The sequence below is a fragment of the Winogradskyella sp. ABM4_392 genome (assembly GCF_056160445.1).
On the sequence record NZ_JBSWXE010000006.1, the window covers coordinates 125841 to 149672 of the forward strand.

Annotated in this window: 14 protein-coding genes; 4 read left to right on the forward strand and 10 right to left on the reverse strand. The window is 33.1% G+C overall.

The window, feature by feature from the left end; all coding sequences use genetic code 11:
- Positions 1–7: 7 nt before the first annotated feature.
- Together ACXAFS_RS13060 and lysA are read right to left on the reverse strand one after the other, a co-directional pair.
- Entirely contained in the window at positions 8–733 is a 726-nt protein-coding gene (locus tag ACXAFS_RS13060; protein ID WP_475307476.1) for a hypothetical protein, read from the reverse strand.
- Between the two features lie 194 nt (positions 734–927).
- Complete coding sequence (lysA, locus tag ACXAFS_RS13065) at positions 928–2133, reverse strand: diaminopimelate decarboxylase (protein WP_475307478.1); 1206 nt, start codon at positions 2131–2133, stop codon at positions 928–930.
- 102 nt (positions 2134–2235) lie between these two features.
- Here lysA and ACXAFS_RS13070 point away from each other — a divergent pair, with 102 nt between their 5' ends.
- The 3 genes from ACXAFS_RS13070 (at position 2236) to ACXAFS_RS13080 (ending at position 4694) form a co-directional block, all read left to right on the forward strand.
- Positions 2236–2898, forward strand: coding sequence for a hypothetical protein (locus ACXAFS_RS13070; RefSeq protein ID WP_475307479.1), 663 nt, complete (start codon positions 2236–2238; stop codon positions 2896–2898).
- Positions 2899–3000: 102 nt separating this feature from the next.
- Positions 3001–4191 (forward strand): ADP-forming succinate--CoA ligase subunit beta, encoded by a 1191-nt coding sequence (sucC, locus tag ACXAFS_RS13075; RefSeq protein ID WP_475307480.1) that lies wholly within the window; start codon positions 3001–3003, stop codon positions 4189–4191.
- Between the two features lie 152 nt (positions 4192–4343).
- Complete coding sequence (locus ACXAFS_RS13080) at positions 4344–4694, forward strand: hypothetical protein (protein ID WP_475307482.1); 351 nt, start codon at positions 4344–4346, stop codon at positions 4692–4694.
- A 46-nt stretch (positions 4695–4740) separates the two neighbouring features.
- Here the strand turns inward: ACXAFS_RS13080 and ACXAFS_RS13085 are convergent, their stop codons facing one another.
- From ACXAFS_RS13085 to ACXAFS_RS13095, 3 genes are all read right to left on the reverse strand, one after another.
- Positions 4741–5442 (reverse strand): phosphoadenylyl-sulfate reductase, encoded by a 702-nt coding sequence (locus ACXAFS_RS13085; protein WP_475307483.1) that lies wholly within the window; start codon positions 5440–5442, stop codon positions 4741–4743.
- An 85-nt stretch (positions 5443–5527) separates the two neighbouring features.
- Complete coding sequence (locus tag ACXAFS_RS13090) at positions 5528–5770, reverse strand: DUF1456 family protein (RefSeq protein WP_475307484.1); 243 nt, start codon at positions 5768–5770, stop codon at positions 5528–5530.
- A 2-nt stretch (positions 5771–5772) separates the two neighbouring features.
- Complete coding sequence (locus ACXAFS_RS13095; protein WP_475307486.1) at positions 5773–6585, reverse strand: alpha/beta hydrolase; 813 nt, start codon at positions 6583–6585, stop codon at positions 5773–5775.
- 151 nt (positions 6586–6736) lie between these two features.
- Between ACXAFS_RS13095 and ACXAFS_RS13100 the strand changes: the two genes are divergently transcribed.
- On the forward strand, positions 6737–7138 hold the full coding sequence (locus tag ACXAFS_RS13100) for a TerB family tellurite resistance protein (RefSeq protein WP_475307487.1): 402 nt from the start codon (positions 6737–6739) through the stop codon (positions 7136–7138).
- Positions 7139–7241: 103 nt separating this feature from the next.
- On the opposite strand, the gene uvrB is transcribed toward ACXAFS_RS13100, so the two are convergent.
- The 5 genes from uvrB to ACXAFS_RS13125 all read right to left on the reverse strand — a co-directional run bounded on the left by uvrB (position 7242) and on the right by ACXAFS_RS13125 (position 23818).
- Complete coding sequence (gene uvrB / locus ACXAFS_RS13105; RefSeq protein ID WP_475307488.1) at positions 7242–9248, reverse strand: excinuclease ABC subunit UvrB; 2007 nt, start codon at positions 9246–9248, stop codon at positions 7242–7244.
- A 35-nt stretch (positions 9249–9283) separates the two neighbouring features.
- Complete coding sequence (locus tag ACXAFS_RS13110; protein ID WP_475307490.1) at positions 9284–11638, reverse strand: choice-of-anchor L domain-containing protein; 2355 nt, start codon at positions 11636–11638, stop codon at positions 9284–9286.
- A 66-nt stretch (positions 11639–11704) separates the two neighbouring features.
- Positions 11705–16606 (reverse strand): choice-of-anchor L domain-containing protein, encoded by a 4902-nt coding sequence (locus ACXAFS_RS13115; RefSeq protein ID WP_475307491.1) that lies wholly within the window; start codon positions 16604–16606, stop codon positions 11705–11707.
- 109 nt (positions 16607–16715) lie between these two features.
- Positions 16716–21551, reverse strand: a complete 4836-nt coding sequence (locus ACXAFS_RS13120; RefSeq protein ID WP_475307492.1) for a choice-of-anchor L domain-containing protein — start codon at positions 21549–21551, stop codon at positions 16716–16718.
- Positions 21552–21976: 425 nt separating this feature from the next.
- Complete coding sequence (locus ACXAFS_RS13125) at positions 21977–23818, reverse strand: gliding motility-associated C-terminal domain-containing protein (RefSeq protein WP_475307493.1); 1842 nt, start codon at positions 23816–23818, stop codon at positions 21977–21979.
- Positions 23819–23832 lie beyond the last annotated feature (14 nt).

The window sequence follows — 23832 nt, forward strand, 5'->3', positions numbered from 1 at the left end:
AACAGATTTATTGAGATTCGTCAAGCCTTTGTTTTATTCTTTTTATTAATTCAATAGCGTCTTCCTTATATTTTTGTGTTGCACCTAAATGGTTGCCAACAGCAAGCATTCTATGAGATGCTACGCGCTTTTTATAATCTTCACTTGTAGTATAGTATTTTATGACCTCCTCGCTTAAATTATTTGTGGCTAAGTCTAGAAACCAAGGAAACTTTTCAAGCTCATAAAAGTTCTTCATTACAATGGTTTCCATACGGTCATTATTCTTGTCAATTATGGGAGTGTAAACCGAATATAGTCTGGTAATATCAGAAATAAGACTGTCCTTTTGTGTGTTAGATTCATCAGTTAGTTGTTTTAACTGCTCAAAACCTTTGGTTTGTATGGCAAAAGGTTGATAGATTGTTACAAGATTAAAACAGTTTAAACAGTCCATATAGTTGTCTGGAGTAATTTCATTATTTAAGATTCTATTACTGTCTTCAAGGTTCTTTTTGTAAAACTCTATAATGGTATTAGCAGATAATGTATCTGCTTCAAGGTCATAAGAAATTGTGCCAAGCGTATTATTAATTACTGATTTAAGCTTTCGGTCTTCGTTCCAGTTATTCACATAAAGTGCCAATAAAATACCAATCATTACCAATGCTATTTCGCCAATGGCATATACTAAGTAGCTGCTTACTTTGTTGGAGAAGAACTTCTTTCTGATTTTTCTAAAGATATTAATCATAGTTTTTATTTATCATCTTTATTTTCTTTCTTCATCTGAAGGTATTTTGATACTAAGCGGACTCCGAGTCTGGCAAATAAGATTACCGAAATAACTATGACAATATCAAAACCACTCATATATCTTTTAATTGATGAATTACCTTTGCTTAAAGGTATAAAAAAAGCGCTGCAATTTGCAACGCCCTTCAACTTTTACATAGCAATTTCAAGTTGATTTCTTAAGATATCCTCAAAGGTTTCTCGTTGTCGTATAAGTTGAGGTTTGCCTTTGTATATTAAAACTTCAGCAGGTCGGTAACGGGAGTTGTAGTTACTAGACATGGTAAAACAATAGGCACCAGCATTTTTAAAACACAAAATATCACCTTCGTTTATTTCTGAAATTCTTCTATTATTGGCAAATGTGTCGGTTTCGCAGATGTAGCCTACAACAGAGTAAAAACGTTCTCTGCCTTTTGGGTTAGAAATATTTTCAATTTCATGTTGCGATCCATAAAGCATTGGTCTAATAAGATGATTAAAGCCGGAATCTATCTGAGCAAAAACTGTAGATGTTGTTTGTTTTACAACATTCACTTTTGCTAAAAACACACCAGCTTCACTCACCAAAAATTTACCTGGCTCAAATGCAAGAGTCAGGTCCTTTCCATATTCTTTACAAAAACTATTAAATCGCTTTGATAGTTTTTTGCCAAGTTCTTCAATATTGGTTTCTATATCTCCTTTTTTGTAAGGAACTTTAAACCCAGAGCCGAAATCAATAAATTCAAGGTTTTTAAAATTCTTAGCAGTTTCAAACAAAATTTCACTTGCATACAAAAACACATCAATGTCTAAAATATCACTTCCAGTATGCATGTGTATACCGTTTATGGTCATGTTTGTATTTTCAACAATACGAAGTAATAAGGGTATCTGATGTATCGAAATCCCAAACTTACTGTCTATATGACCAACAGATATATTGGTATTACCACCAGCCATAACATGTGGATTTATTCTTATACAAACAGGAATATTAGGATGTTTAGAGCCAAATTGTTCTAAAATAGAAAGGTTATCAATATTAATTTGAACACCTAATTCTGCAACATTTTCAATCTCTTCTAAAGAAACTCCGTTAGGAGTATAAATAATATCTTCTGGTTTAAAACCTGCTTTAAGACCAAGTTGAACCTCTTGAATAGAAACTGTATCCAATCCAGAGCCCATGGTATTAAATAGCTTTAGCACAGATATGTTAGATAGTGCTTTAACAGCATAATTAATTTTTAAGTTGTTTACAGAATTAAAAGCTTTGGTTAAGCGCTTGTATTGTGCTGTAATTTTTTCAGCATCATATACATAAACTGGGCTTCCGTATTCTTTGGCAATTTGTAATAACGTATTGTTGTCCATTAATTTTTAAATAAGAGCACAAACATAGAGTTAGATAAGTTATCATGGAATTTATTGTAGAATATTTACTAATTTTACACATTAAGTTAAATAATTAACAAAATGAAGACAATTGCATCTTGTGTAGAGCGTATTGTATTAGAACAACCCTTTTTAGAAGAAGGTCTAGCAAAAGAAATTATTAATTATTCAGCACTAGCAGAAGCCTTACAAGATGAAGTGTCTAAAAAACTAGGAAAGCCAGTAAAAACAGGTGCTATAATGATGGCATTACGACGCTTCAAAGATCGTTTAGAGGTTAGTAAGCCTTATTATAAACTAGATACACTTCTCGGACAGTTAGGAGATATTACATTGCGTTCTAATTTGAGTGATTTTACATATAAAAATTCTAATACCTTAATAGATAGTCAGGCAGCAATTCTGACTAAAATAAAAGATAAAAGTAACGTGTTTTACACCTTTACAAGAGGAATTTTAGAAAGTAATATTATTATTTCAAGTTCCGAAAGAACTTCTGTACAAGAAAGTTTTATGAATGAAGAATGTATTGCTGTAAAAGAAAATTTATCAGCTATTAGTCTAATCTTACCAAAAAGCAATACAACAGTTGCTGGTTTGTATTATCAAATTTTAAAGCGTTTGGCTTGGCAAAATGTCGCTTTATACGAAGTGATTTCTACAACCAATGAGTTTACAATTGTGGTTGAAGATGCCTATGTAGATAGTGCATTTTCTATTATAAAAAACCTGAATAAAAAGTGAAGTTATCTTTTAGAATGAAGGTTTAAAAATTCGACTTAAAAATTATTGGTTTAAACTTAGCGTATATGTATTTTTGCGAAACGAATTAATTTCAGATCACACATGAATTTACACGAATATCAAGGAAAAGAATTACTAAACAGCTTTGGAGTGCGTATTCAACGCGGAATTGTTGCTCAAACTGCTGATGAGGCTGTAGAAGCAGCTAAGAAATTAACTGAAGAAACAGGCACAGGTTGGCATGTTATTAAAGCTCAGGTTCATGCTGGTGGACGTGGAAAAGGTGGAGGTGTAAAACTTGCCAAAAATTTAGATGAGGTTAAAGATCTTGCTGGTCAAATCATCGGAATGAACTTGGTAACACCACAAACCTCTGCAGAAGGTAAAAAAGTACACCAGGTTTTAGTTGCTGAAGATGTTTACTATCCAGGTGATAACGAACCAGAAGAATACTATATGTCAGTACTTTTAAACAGAGGTACTGGTAAAAACATGATTATGTATTCTACTGAAGGTGGTATGGATATCGAGCAAGTTGCTGAAGAGACTCCACACTTAATCTTTACTGAAGAAATAGATCCTGCTTTAGGCCTTTTACCATTTCAGGCACGTCGTGTAGCTTTTAATTTAGGATTGTCAGGTACTGCATTTAAAGAAATGACCAAGTTTGTGTCTTCACTTTACACTGCATATGTAAAATCTGATGCGTCTTTATTTGAAATCAATCCTGTTTTAAAAACAAGTGATGATAAAATTATGGCAGTAGACTCTAAAGTAACTTTAGATGCTAATGCATTATACAGACATAAAGATTTAGCTGAATTACGCGATAAGCGTGAAGAAAACCCAATTGAGGTTGAAGCAGGTGAATTAGGCCTTAACTATGTAGACTTAGACGGTAACGTTGGTTGTATGGTAAATGGTGCTGGTTTAGCAATGGCTACTATGGATTTAATAAAGCAAGCAGGTGGTGAGCCAGCTAACTTTTTAGATGTTGGTGGTACTGCAGATGCTGCTAGAGTAGAAGCTGCTTTTAAAATCATTTTGAAAGATCCTAACGTAAAAGCAATCTTAATTAATATCTTTGGTGGTATTGTTCGTTGCGATAGAGTAGCACAAGGTGTTATTGATGCTTATAAAAACATGGGTAACATTAACGTGCCAATTATTGTACGTTTACAAGGGACCAATGCAGATATTGCTAAAGACTTAATTGACAACTCTGGTTTAGATGTACTAAGTGCTACGGAATTCCAAGAAGCAGCAGATAAAGTACAAGAAGTTCTTTCTTAAGAAAAGAATAAATATAGAATTGAAAAGCGCCTTAATTAAGGCGCTTTTTTATTGTTAATAATCTGCTAATCAACGTTAAACTATGTTAACAATTGTAACAATCTGATTTTGATGGTAGTCTTTTTAGTATCAATCATATAAAACGAATAATTATGAAAACACTAAAAATGTTTATGCTAATTGCTTCCATCGCTTTTAGCAGTGTTATTTCAGCTAACACAGACCCTTCCAAAAATGCTGACGAACCTAACTTAATTTCTAAGACTGTTAGTAAATTATTAGAAGATCCTTACATTATATTAAATGAGGATATAAAGGCTACAGTAGAAATAGCTATAAATACTGATAATGAAATAGTAGTTTTATTAGTTGATACTAAAAACAAAAAGGTAGAAAACTATATTAAGAATAGATTGAATTACAAGAAAATTTCTGACGAAATAGTAGGTGATATAAAGTATTATAAGATTCCTGTAAAGATGTTAAAATCAGAGAGACGTTAATTTTTTGATTATTTATAAAAGAGTAACTGCAATAGTTACTCTTTTTTTATAAATGCAAACCACATTCGGTTTTAGGGTTGTTATTCCAACGACCACCTCTATCTTCTCCAGGTACTGTACAATGCTTACAGCCAATAGAGTGATAGCCCTTAGCTACCAAAGGATGAAACGGAAGGTTATGTTCTTCTATAAAAGAATCTCGTTCTTCTTTAGTAACATCTAAAAGCGGATAAAACTTTAAAATATTGCCACGCTCTTCAAAGATATCTAGCGTTGCTCTATGGTCACTTTGCCATTCCATTAAACCAGAAATCCAAACCTTGTAATCTTTCTTTATTTTTTCCAAAGGTTGAACTTTATTGATTGAACAACAGAAATCAGGGTTTTTCTTCCAGGTTTCATCTTTGGTTGTAAACTCGTGTTCTTCTTTAATTGCAGAAATAGAAGTAACGTTGAGATTGTATTTTTTTTCTAAAGTAGTTTTGTATTTTAAGGTGTCTTCAAAATGATACCCTGTATCAATAAAAAACACTTCTTGTTTATTGTTAATATCTGAAATCAACTTTAATAAAAATGCCGAAGTCGCAGCAAAAGAACTGGTTAGCATTACATCTGCAATATTAAAATCTATGTATAATTGCTTTATACGTTCTTGTGCAGATAAGGGTTTGTATTTTTTATTAAGTGCTTTTATTTCCTCTGAAGAAATATCTAACAAAGGAGTGTAATTTAAAGAGGTTTCAAACATGCTATTTATCAACTTTTATATTTTAAATATATAGGCTTGGTTTAAAACAAAAAAATCAATTATTTATTTTTGCGAAGTTGATAATTTATCCCTTCTTTTTTTGTGGTTTTGGCATAGGACCTCTTAAATGGATAATTAATCCATTTAGAAAATTTCTCAGAATTTGGTCACCACATTCCATATACTTTGGATGATCTTCGCGTCTAAAAAAAGCATTAAGTTCGCTTTTAGAAATCCTAAAATCTACAAGCTCCAGAATTTTTACAATGTCTTCGTCTCTGAGTTTGTGAGCAACTCTTAGTTTTTTTAATATATCGTTATTTGTCATGTCTAGTTTGTTTCTGAGAATAGCCAATTATAAGCTGCTGCAAAATTTTCGGACCATAGTTTCTCATTGTGCTGTCCACCTTTTATGATGTGGTTTTCAATTTGATGATTATTAACTCCTTTAGATTTCAATAATTCTATCATTTTGGTTTGATTTGGAACCATGGTGTCACTCTCACTATCACCAACTAAAAAATATAATTTTGAAGTTGTAGATATGTCAACGGATTTTACTAAATCATAAATTTTTTCACTAAACCAAAATGAAGGTGAGAAAACACCTGCTTTACCAAAGGTCTCAGGATATTTTATTGCTGCATAAAAGGATATTAATCCACCAAGTGAAGCCCCAAAGATAGTTGTGTTCTCGGCTTCTGGTTTTGTGCGGTAAGCAACATCTACATGTGGCTTAAGCGTATTTTTTATAAAAGTTATGTAGTCTTCACCTTGTCCGCCACCATATTTTTCGTGTTTATAAGGTGTTAACTCATCGATTCGTTTTGCATTGCCATGCTCTATACCAATAATTATGCTTTCGTTTTTAGAAAGGCTATCTAGGTATTCGTCTACTTTCCATTCTCCAACATATGAAGTTTCATCATCAAATAGATTTTGTGCATCGTGCATATAAATGACAGGATACGCTTTTTCAGAATTTTCGTAATTCTTCGGTAAATACACCCAAATTGTCTTCAGAGTATCGAGTTGAGGTGCAGCAATTGTAAAAGTTGTAACCTGTTTAGAAGCAGTACTTTGCGCATTAATTTTGAAACAAATTAATAGACAAAAAAATATCAAAAAATGGCTGAAACGCATACTATTATAGGCTTTAGAGCTTGATAAAAGTTTAAAAATACCGACTAAGTACATTTAATTTTTCGACAAGATACATTATATCAACGACAATAAAATAATGTACCTCTGTAACTTTACATAGTTAATTAATTCACCCTAATTCCCTATATAGATGATTAATCGTGCTGAAAAATTGAGTTTGCTTTCTGAGATGATTGCTTTTGCTCAGACAGATGAAAATATAAAAACTATTGAGTATAATTTCTTGTTTAGTATAGCGAAACAATTGGATATTTCTAAAGAAGATTTTGAATACCTTTTTGAGCATCCTGTAACCTATGTACATTTAAAAACGCATAGTGAGCGTATTGTTCAGTTTCACCGATTAGTGCTTTTAATGAACTTAGATCACAAAGTATCACCTAAACAATTAGTGAAGATCCACAACTTTGGATTACGTATGGGATTAAGCCATGAATCTATTAACAGGGTTTTAGATTTAATGGATAGTTTTCCAAACAAAATAGTACCACCAGATTTTTTAATCGATATTTTTAAGGTTCAGTATAATTAGGAGCCCAAAATGTTTAATCGTTTAAGATTTTATATATTGAATCGTAAGAAGTGTATTGGTTAAGTTGATTATATGCTCATTAATTTATTAGTTTCACTAATCACTATTTCACTTTCAACTTTTCTAACTTTTCTTGATAAGCAGTAATTTCATCTCTAAAACGCGCTGCTTCCATAAAGTCTAGAGCTTTTGCAGCTTGTTCCATTTGCTTACGCTTTTCTCTAATTTTCTTTTCGAGTTGCGATTTTGTAAGGTATTCGCTTTCTGGTTCTGCGGCTAATTTAGCATCGAGTTCTGTTTTGTATGTACTTACAGAATTTTTAGCTAATGCACTATCTAGACTTTTGTTAAGTGCCTTTGGTGTGATATTGTTTGCCGTGTTGTAAGCAATCTGCTTTTCACGTCTGTAGTTAGTTTCATCTATAGTTTGCTGCATACTTTTGGTAATAGTATCTGCATACATTATCGCTTTACCATTTAAGTTTCTCGCAGCTCTACCAACAGTTTGGGTTAGTGAACGATTAGAACGTAAAAAACCTTCTTTATCAGCATCTAAAATGGCTACTAATGATACTTCTGGTAAGTCTAAACCTTCACGTAGTAAGTTAACACCTACCAAAACATCAAAAAGTCCTTTACGCAAGTCTTGCATAATTTCTACACGCTCTAGCGTATCTACATCACTATGAATGTAGCGACAACGAATAGCAATACGTGTTAAGTATTTTACCAATTCTTCTGCCATACGCTTGGTTAATGTAGTGACCAAAGTACGTTCGTCTTTTTCTACACGGTCTTGTATCTCTTCGATTAAATCATCAATTTGATTTAAGCTAGGTCGCACCTCAATAATTGGATCTAATAAGCCAGTCGGTCTAATAACTTGCTCAACGTAAACTCCATCTGTTTTTTGCATTTCGTAATCTGCTGGAGTTGCGGAAACGTAAATCACCTGATTTTGCAACGCTTCAAATTCTTCAAACTTTAAAGGTCTGTTATCCATGGCAGCAGGCAATCTAAAACCATATTCTACTAAATTTTCCTTACGACTTCTATCTCCACCATACATAGCATGTACTTGAGAAATCGTAACATGACTTTCGTCTACAACCATTAAATAATCATCTGGAAAATAGTCGAGCAAACAGAAGGGTCTGGTACCAGGAGCTCTACCATCTAGGTATCTCGAGTAGTTCTCAATACCAGAGCAGTAGCCTAATTCACGAATCATCTCAAGATCAAATTCGGTACGTTCTTTAAGACGTTTGGCTTCCAGATGTTTGCCTATATCTTTAAAATAATCGTGTTGTTTTACCAAATCATCTTGTATGTCTCTAATTGCATTTTGAAGTACGTCAGGCGATGTTACAAACATGTTTGCAGGATAGATGTTGAGTCTGTCATAGCGCTCAATCACTTCATTAGAATACGGATCAAAAGCTTCAATTTCTTCAATTTCATCACCAAAAAAATGAATTCTAAACGCATTGTCTGAATATCCAGGAAAGACATCTACAGTATCTCCTTTTATTCTAAAGTTTCCATTTTTAAATTCGGCTTCCGTACGAGAGTATAAACTTTGCACCAACTGATGTAAAAGTTTAGTTCTGGAAATTACCTGATCACGCTCTAGCGTAATAACATTTTTCTGAAATTCAACAGGATTACCAATACCATACAAACAAGATACTGATGCAACTACGAGAACATCGCGACGTCCAGAAAGTAGAGAAGAGGTTGTGCTCAATCGCATCTTCTCGATTTCTTCGTTTATAGATAAATCTTTTTCTATATAAACACCAGAAACAGGAATGTAAGCCTCTGGTTGGTAATAGTCGTAATACGATACAAAGTATTCTACAGCATTATTAGGAAAAAACTGTTTGAACTCAGAGTACAATTGTGCAGCCAAGGTTTTGTTGTGCGCTAAAACCAAGGTTGGTCGTTGTACTTCTTCAATGACGTTGGCAACGGTAAATGTTTTTCCTGAACCTGTAACACCAAGTAAGGTTTGGTAGCGTTCACCCTGTGTGATGCCACCAGCTAATTGTTTTATAGCTTCGGGTTGGTCTCCTGTAGGTTTAAATTCTGATTCTATCTTAAAGCGCATAGCACAAATTTACGATAAAGATTGGCAGTAATCAATTAACGTTTTAAAGCAAAGTGACCTTTAATTTCGTAGTTTGAAGTGTCTTGTCTAAACTTTACGATATACCAATAATCGCTTGATGGCATAGGATTGCCTTTATAATTTCCGTCCCAACTAAAACCGCCAGAATACGATTGTAGCATTATTTTTCCGTAGCGATCAAAAATCTGTAAGCTTTCAATTTGGTTGAGATTTGTATTGGTGCCTACAATTTGCCAAGTGTCATTAACATCATCTCCATTTGGAGTAAAGAATTTAGGGATGCCAACTATTGTTATGGTTTCTTCAACGATGCCACAACCATTCCGGTCTTTTATATAAATAGTATGTTCCCCTTCAGGAATATTAAAAAATACATTGCTTTCTTGGTAATTACCACTACTATCATCTATCGCAAAATCGTAAATTCCCTGTCCAGAAATATTAATTGTAACAGTGTTGTTTGGAGAAATACCTTCAATAGAAATACTTTCAACTATAGCGGTTTCAGATGCATTTACTGTTATAGTTCGGCTTGAAGAACAACCGTTAGGATCGGTTACAATTACGGTATAGTTTCCTGCTTCGTTGATCTCATTGAACGAGGTGTCAATATCTGTTAAAGCACCATTAAAATACCACTCATAGTAGTAATTGTTTGGTAAATCATTTAAAACTCCACCATGAAGTGTAATTGTTTCAGGAAACGTATTTGTGCAATAAATTAGAGTTTCATCTGCTTCTAATACAGGAGTGTAAAGTACATTCAGATTTGCTGTTGAAATACTGAAACACTGATTATCGTTTTTAATTTTTACAAAAATGGTTTGTGTATCAGCTGTGATGTTGGTGTAATTGTTTGGTAAAGAATTGCTTTCGCTTAAAGCATTTTCAAGTGTTTCATAATATGCTACTTGAGATCCTGTTGGAATTTGAGCGATAATGGAAGCTTCAATATCGCTTAAAGCAAACGTGGCAAAACCATCCATATTTATGCCATCACAAGCACCCAAATCAGGAATTGATATTATAGTGTTGGTGGTTTGTAATTCCAGAGCCACAACATCAAAGCAATTTGCAGCATTAACAATGCGAGCAAATACATTCTGAAATGCTTCGGTATTATCAAAACTAGTTGGATTTGAGATAGGGTTTATGTTATCTCTTGCATCATCTTCCGTTAAGAAAAAATCTGAAATAGTTAATGAATTATCATTATTAATCAAACTACTTTCTGCATCAAAAAGATTATAGGTTGTTAATCCGTCTGTGTCTATATCACATTCCGTTAATACTGAGTCTTGTCCAATAGGTAATGAGGCATATTCAACAATGATTTCTCCGTAAGAAATACAATCATCTAAGATAGTCACTTCAACATTGTAGGTACCAGGTTCTGTTATTGTGTAATATCCACAATTAAAGCAATTAGGAGTTGTTTCTTGTAACACACCATCTTTGTACCAGCTGTATGAACTTAACGAAGGATTATTTGCATTGAGCTCTAGAGTTTCTCCTTCGCATAATGCATTTCCTGTAGAAATAAGTCGGTTTGGACCTAAATCTGTAGAAAGTTGAAAGCTACCAGCCTCTAAAAATACCGCAGAGTCATAACGAAAGTTTTGCTCATCTGCTATGACGAGTTTTACATGGTAAGATTGATTAGGAATTATATCTGCTGTTGCTGTTAAAACAGCTGTTTGACCGTTAAAATTTATTGGTGAATTAATGCCATTATAACTACCAAAATAAAATTCGTTTTGTGGTGGACACGATCCTGGAACACCTGGTGTAACTGTCGTTGCCTTAACAGGTGTGTTGGTGTCTGGTACTAATGCTATATTTTGATATGGATTGTCACCAGCAGTAGGTCTGATTAAAAACCCAAACAAATCAGAAAACTCACAACTATTAGGATTATTTTCTTGATATTCTTCAGAAGCAAATAAGTATCTAAAGCTTACCTGTGAAGCAACAGCAGTAAAATCAAATTCTAAAATTGTAGCGTTAAAGGTATTGCTTTCGTTTAGGATGTTCTCTAAATCAAGATCACCAGGCCAATTAGGTGCATCATCATCACTTAAGTTATTATTTGGGCCAGGTACATTTACTAGTCTACCAGTACTTAAAACAATACCACTTTCAAAAGGGAAACTTGTTCCAGAGGCATCAAAATAGCCATAACTCTGATCAGTACCACCAAAATCACCACCTATTACATTGGTAACATTAATATTGGTAATACATTCACTGTCAATTAATATATCTTCTATAAGTTGCTGTGGAGTGTAGCTTTGGCTATCAACCACAATATTCTGTGAGTAGGTATATAGTGATATAAAAAATACAACAAGTCTTAATACTTTCTTCATCTCAATTTTTAGAGAGTGCAAAGATACGCATAGAAAATATTAAAAAGTGTTAACTACAGGTTATAACTAACGTTTTAAAGCAAAGTGACCTTTAATTTCAAAAGACTTATCATCTTGTACTACTTTGGCAATAAACCAATAGTCGCCAATAGGCATAGGATTACCATTATACGAGCCATCCCAACCAGGTGAGGTATGTAGAAGTGTTTTAATGAGTTTGCCATACCTATCAAAAATATAGATTACTGTACCAGGAAGAGTTTCTGCACCAGTAATGTGCCAAGTATCGTATTGGCCGTCACCATTTGGAGTTAGATGTTTTGGTGTATCAATCACTAAAACCTCTTTTGTAATTTGAGCACAACCATTCTGATCTATAATTGTTACGGTATTGTATCCGATAGGTACGTTGTAGAAGGTTCCAGAAGTTTGAAAAGGTAGGTCATTTAATTGATAGAGATAATTACCAATACCAGTTACTGTAACAATGATGTTATTTGGATCTGCAAAATCTATGGTCTCAACAAGATCAATTTCAGCAGAGTTAGATTCCGTTACAGAAAATGTAGATGTGGTTTGACACCCAAATTCATTGGTAACCGTAACAGAATAGGACCCAATAGTAGTAATCTCAATTGAAGAAGAAGTTTCATTTGTAGACCATTCATAAGTATCCAAAGGATTATTGGTTTCAGCAGAGACCACTAAAGGTAAATCATTGAGACAAAGTACTTGATCATCAATATCTGCAATAGGTTTGTTATTGATAATAACAGAGAATTGTGTGGTATTGAAACAACCTGTTGTACTGTTTTCAACCCTTGCGAAAATAACCTCATTATTTGAAGCTAGATATTGATTGGTTAAGACATTATTGTTTTCAATAGCATCAACTTCAGAATTATAATAACTTACTGAGAATTCATCAGGATTTTGTCCATTAAGAATTGGAATATCTTGCTGAGACAAATTAAGAGTTAATTGTCCATCAAAATCATCATCACATTCTATTATATTATCAGGTTGGTTTGCAATAGGCATTGGATTTACTCGTAACTCAAAAGGATAGATTGCATAACAACCAGTTGTAGTGTATTCTACTCTAGCTACAAGAGTTTCAATATTATTTATGTAGATGTAATCTGTGTTTAAGGCATTATTGTCATTTTCTGCATCGTCTGTTGTTTGGTAATAACTAATTAAAACATTAAAGGTGTTATCAACCAAAAGCAAATCAATGTCGTGAAAGTCTAAAGTATTGGTGTCGTTATCGCAAATATCATAAACATCAAACTGATTGATTTCAGGAGGAGAGTTGATAATCAGCTCAAAAGGTACAACAGAGAAACAATCCGTTGTCACATTACGAACTCTGGCATACACCGTCTCTGGACTGCTAGTATTTGTATATGCAGTAGGATTATCAATACTATTAACATTATTCTGCGCATCAACTTCAGAATTAAAATAAGTAAAGTCAATGTTGTATTGTCTGCCATCTAAGATATTGAGTTCAATTTGGGTTAAATTCCACTCTACAGAAGTATCGTAGTTATTGCCACAAGCCACTAAGGATTGTCCATAAGTTACTTCTGGTAGTGAAAGCGTGTTAAGGCTAAAAGTCTCAACATTATAACAACCAGAGTTTGCATTCTCAATTCTAGCATATATAATTTGAGGATTAGTTGTGGCTGTAAAATTTAACGGAATGGCATTGGTACCGAGTTCTGCATTGAGTGGTGTAGAGTGAAAAGAAACATTTAAATCTGTGGTACTACCAAACTCAATTTCTTCTATTATGTTATTAAGATTTGTTGTTGCAAACCCTGTATTATTGATATCACACTCAAAGATATCTGTAGGTATGTTGTAATCTGGTGTTTCTCTTACCTCTATTTGCATTGGTTCGATTTTGTAACAGCCATTGCCATCTTCATTTTCTAACCTTACATATATTGTTTGAGGGTTTGAAATGTTTTGATATGGAAGAGTCTTGTCTATTTCATTTTCTCTATTTATGGCATCGTCTTCGGTTTCAAAATAAAGGACTTGCATACCTTGTTGATTGCCTATAAATTCTACATCCTTATCTTCAAAAATGAAATTAGAAGGAATATTAGGATTGACTTCACAGTTAATCATATCTGTTGTCACATTTAATTGTGGATCAGCGTAAATTAGAATTTCAATGTTAAAAATTGTAAAACAGCTTTCGTCGTTTAATTCTGCTCTGAGATATACTGTTCTGGTGGTTGTAGGATAATTAGTTGGGTTAGTAATCGGCAGAAAATAATCTCTTTGGGCATTTTCAAAAGTTTCATGAAAAGTTAGATCAAAATTACTTGTGTCAATATTTAATTCCTCTATTACGCTTGTAAGATTTACAGTAGCCTGAAGGTTCTGGTCTTCATCACATATTATAATAGGTTCTGGGTTTGTTGCTTCTATAGCTGCTGTGATATTTAGTGTTACTTCTGCAATATCAAAGCAACCTGTAAATGCGTTTGTAACTCTAGTAAATAGATTTTGTCCTTCGCTAAGATCAAAGTTATTGACTAATGCATTTTCGTTATTTAGTGCATCATCTTCAGTAACAAAGAAATCTACAGCTAAAACAGTATTTGAGTTATTTAGGATTTGATTTCTAATTTGATTAGCCACAACTTCTAATATTATATTGGTAGTATTACTCACGGGATCAGTATTACCACAGTAATCAAAAATGAAATCTGGTAGATTTAGTGCTGGTTCTACATTGAGGTTAATCTGTGAGTCAATGGAGCAGCCAACAATCCCATTAATTATGTAATAAGCTTTAATATATAAGGTTTCAGAAGTATTTACAGTAAGGTTATTTGTTTGATCAATTTCATTAATTCCTGCGGCTCTATCTTCTTCAGATTGATAATATTCTATAAATAAATTAGGTGTGTACTCAGGAGTTAGTCCGTCTATAATCTCAGACCTCATCTCTTCAAAATTAAAAATTTCAATGCCGTCATTAGAGTTGTCATCACACTTATTTATGTCTTTTTCTGCACCAATAATGTTAAATAAATAGTTCTTGTGCACTTCGAGTTCAATTTCAGAAAAACAATTACCGTTTTCAAAAGATATACCAAGTCTAAAGGTGAATGATGGTGAAGTGGTAAGTGTCCATGATCTGGGATTACCTAAGCCATACAAGGCTAATGTTCTAACACTTGACCCAGGAAAGATTGTCGTTTCAATAAGTTCAAAATAACTTTCAATATCGAAAGTTACAGGAACATTATCGTAAGTTAGAAGATTGGTTCCATCATATTCCTCATATTCAGGATCTATACAGGCATCTAATATAAGTCGATCCGTATATAATGGAGGTGGACCTATGTATATAAAGTTTAAATATGCTAACGAAAAACAACTCTCAGGCTGAGAATCTAGCGATATTCTTGCTACTACAAATGGTGGCTGGTCATTAAAATCAGGAAAGTCAAAAATTTGGTTTTCTAGATTAATAGCATCTTCTTCAGTTAGGAAAAACCTGATGTCTCTATCTAGGTTATTATCCGAAAGTATGCTTCTGAACTGGTTAATATCATTTATTCCTGGATCTGCAATTTGGTCTATGCACACTTCTAAATCATAGTCTTGTGTAGTTGGTGCCAGCTCAATTTTTATATTAAAATTACCAACCTGTAAACAACTACCATCTAAACTTTCAATTCTAACAAAAATAGTCTCTAGTGCTTCAGTATTCTCATAAATGCCTGTAATCGAATTTATGTTTTCTTGTGCATCATTCAAAGATAAATGATAAGTAATTATGTAATTATCTGATGGTAATTCAGAAAGTATCTCATCATTTTTTAATGCTTGAAAATCAAAATCTGAAATACCTATTGGTGCTGTCGTATCACAAACTAAAATATCTTCAATTGGTTCAGCAGGCTGGAATGGTATAACTTGTAATTGTACAGTGTCTGAGAGAATGCAGTTACCACCAGTAAGAGGAAGCTCAATTTCTACACGATAAATGCCTTCCTCATTTATTGTCAGGGTAGTGTTGTTTTCCCCTACGATTAAAGTGTCGTTTAAAAACCACGAATAAATCGCAGAAGTGTTACTGATTTCAGCATCTAATGTAACAAAACCATTTCCACAAATTTCTTGATCAGGTCCAAGATCTATTGCGCCACCAAAGCCTTCAGCTTCAATAAAAACTGCAGAATCAAAACGTTGGTCTATATGGTCTGCGATTACAAATTTTATTTCATATTCTTCATTAGGCATTACTGCCGTATTAGCTATTAATACTGTAGATTGACCATTGAAGTTTGTACTTGGTAAATTATAACCCTGAAAATAATCTTCATTCATTGCGTCACAAAATCCATTGATATTTGGATGGACAGTATTAGTGCTAATTTCTGTATTTGTTTCTGGTACTAATGCAATATTTACATAAGGATCTGAACTACCAACAGGTCTTATTAAAATGGCAAATACATCTTTAAATGTACAAGGGTAATCTTGTTGGTATTCGTCTGATGCAAAAAGGTATTTAAAAGCAACAAAGTTGTTGGCTGTGCTAAAATTAAATTGAATAGAAGTTGCATTAAGAGTTTGATCTATACCAAGTATATTCAATACATCTGGATCTGTTTCCCAATTAAGATCACCATCACTGAGATTGTCCGAAAAGACAGAGTTGCCAGCATTTGTTACATTACCTGTAGATAGAATAATACCACTCTCTAGAGGAAAATTAGAGGTGCCTCTATCAAAGCTTCCAAAACTTGTAATGTTATTTACATTCCCGTTATAAGATGATGAGATGTTGTTAACAGTTGCACAATTTTCACCTACAAGATTTTGGATAAGTTGTTGCGGAGTTAGCGTATTGTCTGTAACGATTTGTTGAGAAAACAAAAAGTTTACAAACGACAAATAGAGGAGAAGAGTAAGTAATCTATTCCTTATCATAGCTAATTTTTAGAGGACATTAGTAATACTTAAGTACTCTTATAACCAAAGATAGGAATTTCCTTATGCTTTCTTCAATTTTAACTAATTATTTGCTTTAAGAAAGAATTTAACGACGAATTGCAAAGTGACCTTTGACTTCAAAAGATTGATTACCTCTTGACACATTAGCTACAAACCAATAATCACTAGCTGGTAGGTTGTGCCCATTTAATGTGCCATCCCAACCAGGACTATCATGTCTTAGGGTTGTTAGGTGTTTACCATAACGATCAAAAATATGAATAATGGTTCCAGGAAGTGTTTCTACACCAACGATATGCCAAGTATCATAATGACCATCTCCATTAGGTGACATATGCTTTGGGATGTCTATTACCAAAACATCTCTAGTTACTTCCGAACAACCATTTAAATCTATAATAGTTATAGTATGGTAACCCATACCTACATTATCAAAAAAGTTTGATTCTTGAGGTTCACCATCGTCTAATTGATATAAATAATTTCCAATACCACTTATAGTTACTGTGATATTATTAGGGTCTGAAAAATCAATAACCTCAGTTGCTTCTATGGTTGCAGCTTCAGATTCTGCTACACTAAACACTCTTGTGTTTTCGCAACCAAATTCGGTGGTTACGGTAACCCAATAGGTACCAATTTCTGTAATTTCAATTTCTGATGTGGTTTCACCAGTAGACCATATGTATTGATCTGTTTGGTTATTAGTGTTTGCAGAAACAATTAATGGTAGATTATCTAAACAAATCACCTGATCTTCAATATCTATTATAGGTAAAGGATGAATAATAACTGAAAATTGTGTTACTGAGTAACAAGCGGTTGCATTGTTTTCTACTCTTGCGTATATGATTTCAGAATCAAAAGCAATATAGTCTGTATCTACTGCAGATAAATTACTGTTGGCATCATCCTCTGAATTATGGTAGGTTATTGTGAAATTAGAAGGGTTTTGAGTACCTAATATTTCAGTATTTTGTTGTGTTAAATCAAAGTCTAATAAGCCATCAAAATCATCATCACAAGCTTCTAAATCATCGGGTTGGTTTGCAATAGGAAGCGGATTTACATTAAGATTAAATTCGTATACTGTAAAACAATGTGTAGTACTGAATTCGGCACGTGCAAAAAGTGTATCGTTATTGGTAGAGTAGGTGTAATTTGTATTTAATGCATTCTCGTTCGCATATGCATCAGCTTCTGTATTATGGTAACTGAATAGAACATTAAAACTTTCATCCATAATAACCTCATTAATTTCAGTTAAGTCGAAACTATTATCCTCATTTTCGCATATGTCATAAGACTGAAAATCATTTATAACAGGAGGCATATTTACGCTTAAATCTATAGGAACTAATACATAACAATTTGATATGGTATTATTTATTTTAATATAAACAGTTTGTGGATTACTTGTATTTGTGTAAGCTTCAGGATTTGAAATTAAGTTACTGTTCGTTTCAGCATCTTCATAGTTCTCAAAATAAGTAATCTCAATATCATCTTGCCGAACATCTAAAATATCAAATTCAGCATTGGTTAAATCAAACTCTGTGAATCCATCATAATTCGTATCACAGGTTATTAAAGGTACAGAAGGATTAACATCTGGCACTTGTATCACATTAAGTTCAAAAGATGTTATAGAGTTACATATTGTGCCATTATCAATTTGAACAAAAATGGTTTGTGGGTTTACCGTATTGGTAAATTGAAGTGGGAGAGGGTCAATACTATTTTCGGCATTATTTAATGATGTGTAAAAAGTAACAGCTAGGTTGTCTGATATACCTTCTGATATTTCAGTAATCTTGGTAGACAAATCAAAAGTTTCTGAGCCGTCGTTAGATATGTCGTCGCAAACAAACCAATCTGCAGGCTCGTTATACACAGGGTTTGTACCTACTTCTATTATAAAGCTTGTTGTACCATAGCAATCTTGATCTGTTGTATTTTCTACTCTAACAAAAATAGTTTGTGGAGTTGAGGTGTTTTGGTAAGCTAAATCTTTATTAATGGCATTTGTTCTGTTATCTGCGTCTTCTTGGCTTAAGTAGTATAAGACTTCTTTACCAGTTTGCCCATTTAAAATTTCTGCATCTTTAGTATTAAAAATGAAGTCGGCAAATCCATCGCTACTATCTTCACAGATTTTATAGTTATCTATCGCAGTAAATACAGGTAAGGTGTTAACTATAATATTTAGTTCTTCTGTAGAATGGCAACCGGTAGTTGTGTTTTCTATTCTAATATAAACACTTTCAGTTTGTGCATTATAACTACTTTCACTGGTTATGGCATTACTACCATTGTCAGCATCTGTTTGGCTATTATAAAAAGTGATTTGTCTCTCATTTGTACTGCCTACTACCTCTGGAATAACGTCTAAAAGATTGATAGTGAATAAACCGTCTTGATCATTATCACAAATAACAATATTAGCAGGAGTGGTGGTAATAGGTGCTTCTAAAACTGTAATCTCAAAAAAGTTAACATCAGAACAACCTGTTTCATCAGAAGTTATTCTTGGGTAAACTGTAAAAGGATTTGTAGTATTGGTATAAAAATTTGGTAGTACGTTAGTATTGTTTCTAGCGTCTTGTTCTGTTAAAAAGTAAGAAACGTTAAATCCATCTAAAGCATTTGTTACCTGAGCATCAAATTGTGATAAGTCTGTTGTTGTAAAGCCATCCTGATCTTCATCACAGACCGTTTGGCCAATAATAGATTCAAACTCATAAACAGGAACAAGGGTAATATCTATTTGTTCTATGTCGTAGCATGTAGAACTTGACAATCCTAAATAAATGGTTTGGGGATTACTAGTTGGTATAAAAGGAACCGATTGATCTATTGCATTTACTTGATTGTCTCTATCATTCTCGGTTAAATAGAACTCAATAGAAATACCAAACTCTATTGGTAAATTATTTATAAACCTTGTGGCAATTGACAAAAAACTAAATTCTTCAACACCATCATTATTAATATCACAACGTGAAATATCATCAATATCTGTAGCTGTTAATAGTAAGTTGGTATGTATTTCAATTGGTGTTACAGAAGCACAACCCGTAGTGTTACTTTCAACCCTTATATACACAATCTGTTCCTCAGAGACAATATTTGTGTAGTTAGTATCATCTGCTATTGGATTAATTCCTATTAAAGCATCATCATTTGTTTCATGAAATGTGACAGTAACATCAGTTAAACCTTCTAAGACATCAGGTATTATGCTTGTTAAATCGAAATTAGCAAAACCATCATGGTCTGCATCACACGCATCTATGAAATGATCTTCTGCATTTATAACAGGATTATCTAAAACCGTGATATCTAAAGTTGTAGTACTTATACAACCTGTAAACTCATCTCTAACACTTACAAAAACTTGTTCGTTACTGCTTGTGTTTACATAAGGCATCGGTAAAGGATTTGTACCACTAGCTGCGTCTAAAAGTGTACTATGGTAGGTAACTATAAGATTAGTAAGACCGTTAGTGATTTCATCATTTTTTATATTTAGGTCTATGGTTGTAAATCCGTCAGCAACCTGATCATCGCAAACTTCTAAGGGAGAAGGATTATTGATGTTAGGTAATGAATTAACAATAAGATTGAAGTTTGAAAAAGCCAAGCAACCGTCATTATTATCTTCAATTCTTACGTATATTAATTGTGGATTTGAGGTATTTTGAATTGTACCATTAATGCCATTAATACCATTCTGTGCTTCAATATTAGAATAATGGTATGATATAGTGTAATCTGAAGGAGGAACAGAAGCTAAAACTTCTGGGTCTTTCGTAGATAAATCAAATAGTTCTATGCCATCATTACTTAAATCATCACAAATTTCAAAGTCCGAAATTGGGTCTGAAGACTGTGTGGAACTTAAAGTAAGGTTAATATCATCCTCAATAACACAAGTGCTACCTGATAGTGGAATTTCTATTTCAACACGATAGTTACCTGTAACGCTTGCATTAAAATTAGTTTGGTTCTCACCAGGAATTAAAACATCATTAAAGTACCAACTATACGTTGCCTGTGGATTGCCTATATCTCCATCTAAAGTTACATCACTTGCGCAGGTTGAAAAATCTTCACCTAAATCTACAGAAGCATTAAAACTATTACCTTGTATAAAAACTGCAGAGTCATAGTTTTCATCAGTTTGGTCTGCAATAATTAATTTTATTTGATATTCTACATTGGGTTGTATAGCAGCAGTTGCAGATAATACTGTAGTTCTACCGTTGTAATTTGTATCACCAAGACTATAACCTTCAAAATATGCTTCATTCGAAGCTTCGCAAAATCCAACGATTTCATCATGAACTGTATTGGTGTTAACGGGAGTAGTAGTTCCAGGAACCATTGCAATATTAGTGTACGGAGCATTAGTGCCAGCCTCTCTAATTAAAAAAGCAAAGCCATCTGAGTATTGACAAGGAAAATTTCCAAAATATTCTTCAGAGGCTAAAATGTAATTAAATTGAATTTGATTTGATATAGAGGTAAAATTAAACTCAATGGATGTAGCATTCAGAGTTCCTGTAATGCCAAGAGCAGTTTCTAAATCTGCATCAGTTCCCCAACTACTGTTACCTTCGTTTAAGGTTGCTGAATTTTCTATATTTCCTGCAGAATTAGCATTACCTGTACTTAATACAATTCCGTTTTCAAAAGGGAAATTTGAATTTGCTCTTTCAAAATAACCAAAACTACCCAAACCAGATACACTGCCGTTTGAGGGAGAACTAATATTAGACACTTCTACACAACCTTGTATAAGGTTGTTTTCAATTAAATTTTGAGGGCTTACCGAATTATCTACTGTGATCTGTTGCGCATAAGAGACGCTACAAATGAAGCATAGGAATAAGAGGAGGGAACGATTAATATAATCCATAAGTTAGGTTAAGTTTTCAGTGTACAACTAGTAGTCATTTTTGGGGCTGACCTCTTTGTACTTTATAAGGGTGAAAAATAAGCGCAATAAAGATGAAATACAAATAAATACGATGAAATACTTAAAATGTTAACATATTTATGTTTTTTGTATTCTTAATCGCACAAAAAAGACCTCAAAAAGAGGTCTCTTTCCCAAATTGAAATTTCGAAAACATTACAGCCTCAACAAATAATGTTTCTTAACCTGAAACTCCATATTGTTGTTTTCCTAAAAGGAAAACATAGCTTTCGATAAAAATATTGAGAGGGAAAGTGTATGATAATTAGGAGGGAAATTGAAAATCAATACACAACATTTAAAATTAATTGATGATTATCTTATCTGCAAATGAAAAAGATAAACGGACAAAAATCTTAACAATTCTAGTAATTTACGTACACCCAACCTACCATTGGTCGATAGTTAGGATTATTAAGGTTTAAAATATAATAGTATGTGCCAACAGGAACAGTTTTGCCATGATTATTTAAACCTCGGTTTATTTTTCCATTCCATGGTTTTTCGTTATTGCCTTCAAAAATTATATCACCATAACGGTTGTAAATGTGTAGCTCATGCTCTGTAAAGATATCGTAAAGCCCTTGTATGTTAAACCAGTCGTTAAATGTGTCCTCATTTGGTGAAAACCCATTTGGTACATAAGGAGGACAATTTTCTATGGAAAGCTGAAATTGATAAATCTCATAGCAAGGCGGACTCTCTAACCGTACATAAACAGTTTCAGGATTTGAAATGTTATTATAGTTAGATGGTATTAAAATGGAATTTGATGTTGTTTCTAAATCTTCAAGCGAATGATAAAAGGAAATAAATTCTTCTTCAAATTCCAGATTAATTAAGGCATCATACAGGTTATAAGTTGAAATTTCAAAACCTTCGTTACAACCAATTAAACCTGGTAAAGTAATAATGTCTGGTATTACTAATAATTCAATATCAGCAAAGTTTGTATTATTATCTTCGTTGGTTTCGGTTACAGTGCCAGACATGGTACCATCGTCATCAACACTAGCAACTATGGTTAAATTTGGATTAGAATCTTCAGGAACTGTTAAAATGATTGTACTAGACTCTGACTCACCAATATTTAAAGGGCTCATGGTTTGGCTTTGACCAATGAGAAGGTCATCTAAATAAAACGCAATTGGTGTATTTGCTGGTAAAATATCAGTACTATTAAAGTTATTAACTGTGTAGAATAATTCGATGCTGTTATCACCACAATTCACTATATAATCATTAATATCTACTGTAGCATCTGGCAATTGACTGTTGAGTACTGTAATAATATTATTTAGAATTATGAGGTCTGCACTAAAACCTCCGTTTTCATTAATGCCACCAGTAGTCAATTTTATTGATACGGAGGTGTCGCCAATACTTATATTATTTTCTAAATCGTAAACGTCTAAATCTGCATTATAAAATGTGGTTGAATTGGTAAATGTATTTGTACCGTTAAAAGCATTGTCTGCGAGATTTAATGGTGGATTTGAAATAATATTATCATTGACCGATAACGATTCTCCATAATTAAGACTATTATCTCCTTCCCACGCAAGAAAACCAATTTTAGCGCCTTGGTTATCGATAACGTCAATATTATTAAGAATGATTTCTTTTTCCTGCACATTTCGGTTAATGATTTCAAGCCCTTGATATAAGTTAACTTGGTTTAAAGGTAGATTGTCGTTTTGGTAAATAACGTAAATACTCCAACCACCAAAATTAGTTCTGTTATTACAATATCCAGGATTAGACATTAAGTCAGCACTAATATCTAGGTCTGAAAATTCATAGTTTCCATTTCCTTGACTAAGTACTAAGTCGGTAATATCTGAGTAGCATGAAAAATATTCAAGAGGTCCGTTAAAGATATCATTAAACAAAACGCTATAGGTTTCTTGGCTAGAAACAGATATACCGTTTAGGGTAACTTCAGTATCACCAGATCCTGAACCTGCCCAATACAAATAAGCTTTTATAATTTCGTTTTCTGGATCTAAAGAAAGGGTTGCATCAGACGATTCTAAAAGTGAGCAAAAGCTTTGGTCAATATTGTTTTCTTCTTGGTTTAAGGTGTTTCCGATAGCAGTATAATCATACCTGCCATTAAACTGTTCAAACAGAGAAATATCTTGTGCAGACAATTGATATGCCAAGCCTAAAAAAAGCAAAGTGAATATGTAGTGAGCTTGTTTCAATTGGCTTAGGTTGG

What these genes read in the sequence shown, in the direction of transcription:
- ACXAFS_RS13060 (WP_475307476.1), bottom strand. Translation starts at nt 733, where the DNA reads ATGATTAATATCTTTAGAAAAATCAGAAAGAAGTTCTTCTCCAACAAA.
- lysA (WP_475307478.1), bottom strand. Translation starts at nt 2,133, where the DNA reads ATGGACAACAATACGTTATTACAAATTGCCAAAGAATACGGAAGCCCA.
- ACXAFS_RS13070 (WP_475307479.1), top strand. Translation starts at nt 2,236, where the DNA reads ATGAAGACAATTGCATCTTGTGTAGAGCGTATTGTATTAGAACAACCC.
- sucC (WP_475307480.1), top strand. Translation starts at nt 3,001, where the DNA reads ATGAATTTACACGAATATCAAGGAAAAGAATTACTAAACAGCTTTGGA.
- ACXAFS_RS13080 (WP_475307482.1), top strand. Translation starts at nt 4,344, where the DNA reads ATGAAAACACTAAAAATGTTTATGCTAATTGCTTCCATCGCTTTTAGC.
- ACXAFS_RS13085 (WP_475307483.1), bottom strand. Translation starts at nt 5,442, where the DNA reads ATGTTTGAAACCTCTTTAAATTACACTCCTTTGTTAGATATTTCTTCA.
- ACXAFS_RS13090 (WP_475307484.1), bottom strand. Translation starts at nt 5,770, where the DNA reads ATGACAAATAACGATATATTAAAAAAACTAAGAGTTGCTCACAAACTC.
- ACXAFS_RS13095 (WP_475307486.1), bottom strand. Translation starts at nt 6,585, where the DNA reads ATGCGTTTCAGCCATTTTTTGATATTTTTTTGTCTATTAATTTGTTTC.
- ACXAFS_RS13100 (WP_475307487.1), top strand. Translation starts at nt 6,737, where the DNA reads ATGATTAATCGTGCTGAAAAATTGAGTTTGCTTTCTGAGATGATTGCT.
- uvrB (WP_475307488.1), bottom strand. Translation starts at nt 9,248, where the DNA reads ATGCGCTTTAAGATAGAATCAGAATTTAAACCTACAGGAGACCAACCC.
- ACXAFS_RS13110 (WP_475307490.1), bottom strand. Translation starts at nt 11,638, where the DNA reads ATGAAGAAAGTATTAAGACTTGTTGTATTTTTTATATCACTATATACC.
- ACXAFS_RS13115 (WP_475307491.1), bottom strand. Translation starts at nt 16,606, where the DNA reads ATGATAAGGAATAGATTACTTACTCTTCTCCTCTATTTGTCGTTTGTA.
- ACXAFS_RS13120 (WP_475307492.1), bottom strand. Translation starts at nt 21,551, where the DNA reads ATGGATTATATTAATCGTTCCCTCCTCTTATTCCTATGCTTCATTTGT.